This window comes from Plantactinospora solaniradicis (assembly GCF_042658085.1).
Taxonomy (GTDB): Bacteria; Actinomycetota; Actinomycetes; order Mycobacteriales; family Micromonosporaceae; genus Plantactinospora; species Plantactinospora solaniradicis.
In genome coordinates, this window is record NZ_JBHSPR010000110.1 from 1 (window position 1) to 1,364 (window position 1,364).

The window sequence follows — 1,364 nt, forward strand, 5'->3', positions numbered from 1 at the left end:
GAGATGCCTGCCGTTGTAGGGGGCGTAGGTGAAGTCCTTGAGCGAGACCCACCCCGACCTAGGGTTCGCCAGCGAGCCCGTCGATGACCAGCGGTACGTCGACGGAAGATCACACGTGCCCGTCGGCGGCGGCGTCGTGGTCGGGGTCGTGGTCGGCGTGGTGGTCGGGCCTGTCGTCGGCGTCGTGCTACCGGTACACGTCACACCGTTCACGGCGAAATTCGTCGGCACCGGGTTGCTGCCCGTCCATGACCCGTTGAAACCGAACGACACCGTAGCGTTGGTCGCGATCGAGCCGTTGTAACTCACGTTTCTTGCGGTCACCGCCGAACCACTCTGGGTCACCGATGCGTTCCATGCCTGCGTCACCGTCTGCCCGGCGCCGAACGACCACGTCAGCGTCCAACCGGTCAACGGATCACCCAGGTTCGTGATCGACACGTTGGCACCGAATCCGCCCTGCCACTGCGACGACACGGCATAGTTCACCGAACAGCCCGCAGCCGCGGCACCAGCCGGCAACGGCACGACAATCGCCGCTGACGCCAGCAACGCGACGCCGGCCGACACCAGACCAACATTGATAGTTCTTGATCTAGACATAAAGCACTCTCCTGATGGGATGCTGGTTTACAGCTGCCTGGGGATCGCTTGGAGTGAGGGCTGGCAACCGCGTCAATTTCGTTGTGGCAGCGCCCGGGCCCTCGACCTCGATCCGTCAGAGGTTCTGATCTCCGGTGGTGACATTCCTGCCCTCTTGGTGAGTCCGACTCTGCACGAGGAGCCCGGAGCCGGTGCGGAGTTTGCCCCCTCCGCACCGGCCCTGCCCGAGCGGTCAGCTGGCCGTGCAGCTGGGCGCCATGCCGGTCCCGGTACCACTGGCCTGAAAACCGAACTCGGTGGACTGTCCGGCGGAGACTCGACCGTTGTAGTCCACGTTGGTCCACTGGACGGTGCCGCTGTCGCCGCTGCGCGTGGTGCTCCATGAGCTGCTGACCGTGACGCCCGATGGCAGGGTGATCGTCACCCGCCAGCCGGTGATCGCGGACTGTCCGGCGGTGACCCGGACGGTGGCTACGAAGCCACCGTTCCACTGGTTCACCGACACCGAAGCGGTGCAGCCGCCCGCGCCACCCGTCGGCGGAGTGGTGGTCGGGCTCGTCGTCGGTGGGCGGGTGGTGGTCGGGGTCGGCACGACCGTGCCGCTGTTGAGGGCGGTGAGTACGGCGTCGTAGGCGGCCTTCTTGTTGCCGTTGCCGTCGAAGAGCAGCGGGTTCTGTCCGGTACGCCACGAGTCGGTGTCGCGGATACCCCAGACGGTGATGCCGGTGCAGCGGGCGACCGCGAGGCAGGCCCGGGTGACG

The 1,364-nt window shown here is 66.5% G+C and carries 2 protein-coding genes; both read right to left on the reverse strand.

The window, feature by feature from the left end:
• Positions 1-603 (reverse strand): cellulose-binding domain-containing protein (locus ACFP2T_RS47235; protein ID WP_377434443.1); only part of this gene is annotated, 603 nt, incomplete at its 3' end.
• Between the two features lie 232 nt (positions 604-835).
• On the reverse strand, positions 836-1,364 hold a 529-nt coding region (locus ACFP2T_RS47240), incomplete at its 5' end, for a cellulose binding domain-containing protein (RefSeq protein WP_377434446.1).